Origin of the sequence: Promineifilum sp. (SeqCode) (assembly GCF_041918635.1) — a bacterium.
Classification (GTDB): Bacteria; Chloroflexota; Anaerolineae; order Promineifilales; family Promineifilaceae; genus Promineifilum.
The window spans coordinates 1-3,136 of record NZ_JAYRVJ010000067.1; the positions used below are offsets into that span (position 1 = coordinate 1).

The window sequence follows — 3,136 nt, forward strand, 5'->3', positions numbered from 1 at the left end:
CCTCCGCGCCGGGGAAGACGGCGATGGCCGAGCCCATGGCCGTCTCCAGCTGGTAGACGGCCGGCGAGGCGGGGTCGCGCGGATCGACCGTCTTGCGGTTGCGGATCATGGGCAGGCCCAGGTGGTACTCGCGCTCGCTCAACACGGCGCGCAGGGCCAGCAGGTTGACCCACAGGTTGTTGGTGTTGAAGTAGCGGTGGCGGGCGATGTCCTGGAAGGCGGGCAGGTCGCCGGCCGGGCACTGGGCGATCTCGCGCAGCAGCAGGCCGCCGTCCGGCCGCCGCGCCAGGTGGCCCCCCTTGCGGTCGGCCGCCGTCCGGTCGGCCACTTCCATCAGGAACGGCAGCCGGCGCTCGACCAGGTAGCCCAGGATGGCCGGGTCGAGCACCGCGCCCAGGTTATCGGCGTTGGAGACGAAGGCGTATTCGAGGCCGGCGTCCAGCAGCCGGTCGAGCATGCCGCTGGTGACCAGGGCGGTGTAGAGGTCGCCGTGGCCGGGCGGGCACCATTCCAGCTCGGGGTCGGCCGGCCAGTCGATGGGGCCGCAATCGTCCACGGCGATCTTGGGCTGCTTGTGCTGCACAAAGCTCAGCGGCAGGTCGCCGTCCAGTTCGGGGTAGCGGGCCAGCACGGCCAGCGACTCGGCGTCGGTGACGAAGCTGTTCATCAGCAGCAGCGGCGCGCCGTCGCGCAGCGCCTGGCGGGCGATGATGTCCAGGAAGGTCAGCCCCTCCTTGACGATCAGCAGCGACTTGGGGCCGGTCAGCCCCATGCTCGTGCCCAGCCCGCCGTTGAGCTTGATGGTCACGACGCGGCTGAGGGCGTCGCGGCCGGCGTCGGCGTAGGGGGCGGGCAGGCGCGCCGCGTCGTCCAGCGCGTCCACCGGGCGGATGTCGTCCTCCGCGATGAGGCCGTCGTCGCCGTGCAGCAGGGCGTCATAGTAGTGGGCGAAGTGCCGGATGAAGAGGTCGGGCAGCCCCTCGTCCGCCATCCGCGCGGCGAACGGGGCAAATCGGGCCGGGTCGTTGCTCATGGTAGTTCCTGCGGCCAAGCGTACCACACTCTCTCTCGCGCCGGCCATGTATCCTGGATACGTTATACCCCCTCCCCCTTACCAGCCCCCTTACGTGAAATAAATGAACCGCGGATTTTCACGGATTCGACGGATTGAACACAGGGTTCAATCCGTGTTCATCCGTAAAATCCGCGCAAATCCGTGGTTCATTCATTTCCTCCTCGGCCGCAGAAGGAGCAGCGCCGCGAAGCCAAAGCCGGCCATCAGCAGCACCCCCCACACCGCCATCTCGGCCACATTCCGCCCCGGTTCGCCGCCACGCAAGGAGCGCAGCCAGGCCGCGTCCAGTTGCCCCGGCGTCAGCTGCGTCGCCGCGCGCACCGCCGTCTCGCAGTCCGCCCCGCCGGCGAAAGCGGTCAGCAACTCGCGCACCGCCGCCTCGCCATACGTCGCGGCGATATAGCTCAGCAGCGCCTCGCTCTGCGCCGCGGCCAGGTCAGTGTCCACGGCCGCCCCGGCGCACAACTCCGCCAGCGGCAGCGTCGTCTCGGACGAGAGAGCCGAGCGCAGCGTGTTATCGAGCACCGGATCCGTCTGTCCGCGCACCATCCCGGCCAGCCCCCGCCCCAGCCACGGCGGCAGCGTGTAGGCCGCCTGCCCCACCGCCTGATACAGCAGCAGGTCGGCCAGCCCGCGCGCCAGGCCATCGCGCAACTCCGCGTCGGCCGTCTCCAGGTTGACCACCGTCGTCAGGATCACGCCCAGGTCGGGGTAGGTCTGCCCCGGCTGGTACTCGCGCCCGGCCAGCCGCAGCGCCGCGCCCAGGTCGGCCGTCGAGGGGTACAGGTACACGTCAAAGGGCAGGATGCGGTCGAGCGGGACGAGCCGGCTCAGCCGCGGCAGCATCTCGAACACCAGGTCGGCCGCCTGCCGCCCCAGCCCCTCCCCCTCGCCCGTCCAGTGGATGCGCACGCTGCCCCCGCCCGCCTCGTCCGTCTCCACCAGCTGGTTCCAGGTGAACTGGTCGTCCACGTAGCTGACCACCTGCTCCGGCACCAGCAGCGCCTCGCCGCCCGCCCGCTCGATGCGCCACCAGTAGGTGACGGGGCTGAACGGCGGCAGGCGCGTCTGGGTCAGGTCGAGCGCGTAGGACACCTCCAGCGGCGCGCCGGCCGCGACGGCTGCGTCGCCGAGGGGCACGTCCACCGAGTAGGCGTCGGGCGAGACGCCCACGCGGAAGAAGAGGGTGATTGATTCGATCTGGCCCACGTCGGCCGCGGCCAGCTTGAAGCGCATCGTCTGGCCGTAGACGTAGTCGGCTGTGGAGAGCACCATGCCCGGCTCAGCCTGGGCCGCCACCGGGGCGGCGCGCAGGAGCAGGCCGAGCAGGATGGCCAGCGCGGCCAGGCACAGGCGGCGAACGGGCGAAGCGGTCATAGTCCTAGCAAGCTGATCGTCGCCGCGATGGTCAATGGGCTGATCAGCGTCGTGATCACCACTATACGCCCCACGGCCGAGGTGGGCAAGCCGAACTCGGCGGCGACGATGAGGGTGAAGACGGCCGTGGGCATGCTGGCCTCGATGATCATGCTGCTGCGGGCGATGCCGCTCAGCCCCAGCGCCGCGGCCACGGCCAGCCCGATCAGCGGCCCGCCCACCAGCCGCAGCCCGACCACCGGCCAGACAAAGCCCACCGGTTCGCCGCGGCGCATCTCGGCGATCTGCATGCCCAGGACGAGCAGCATGAGCGGGATGGCCCCGCTGCCGGCCACGGTGATGCCCGCCATCAGCGGCGCGGGCACGGTGATGTCGAAGCGGTAGACGATGACGGCCAGGATGGCGGCGTAGAACGCCGGCAGCCGGGCCATGCGCCCCAGCGCCTCCCGCCACGGCAGGTGGCCCAGCGAGGCGATGAGCAGCCCCACGGTGTAGAGCAGCACGGTGCTCGTCACGTAGAAAACGACGCCGCGCGCCAGCCCGTCATCGCCGTAGCGCAGCTGGAGCAGCGTCATGCCGTAGTTCCCGCCGTTGACGAACATGGCGACGATGAGCACCGTCGCCGTCGCCCGCCGCCCCAGACGCAACAGGCGGGTCAGCCCGAAGGCCAACCCGCCCATCACC

General features: G+C 70.6%; 3 protein-coding genes. All 3 read right to left on the reverse strand.

The features are described from left to right. Positions 1-1,033 (reverse strand): UTP--glucose-1-phosphate uridylyltransferase (locus tag ACE3UY_RS02085; protein ID WP_374685892.1); only part of this gene is annotated, 1,033 nt, incomplete at its 3' end. A gap of 192 nt (positions 1,034-1,225) precedes the next feature. Then, positions 1,226-2,452 carry a peptidase MA family metallohydrolase gene (locus ACE3UY_RS02090; RefSeq protein WP_374685893.1) on the reverse strand — a complete coding sequence of 409 codons (1,227 nt, stop codon included), beginning with the start codon at positions 2,450-2,452 and terminating at the stop codon, positions 1,226-1,228. After that, positions 2,449-3,136, reverse strand: a 688-nt coding sequence (locus ACE3UY_RS02095; protein WP_374685894.1) for an AEC family transporter, incomplete at its 5' end; no start/stop codon positions are given. The genes ACE3UY_RS02090 and ACE3UY_RS02095, both read right to left, overlap by 4 nt.

Coding starts and splice junctions, on each gene's coding strand:
- ACE3UY_RS02090 (WP_374685893.1), bottom strand. CDS start 2,452: ATGACCGCTTCGCCCGTTCGCCGCCTGTGCCTGGCCGCGCTGGCCATC.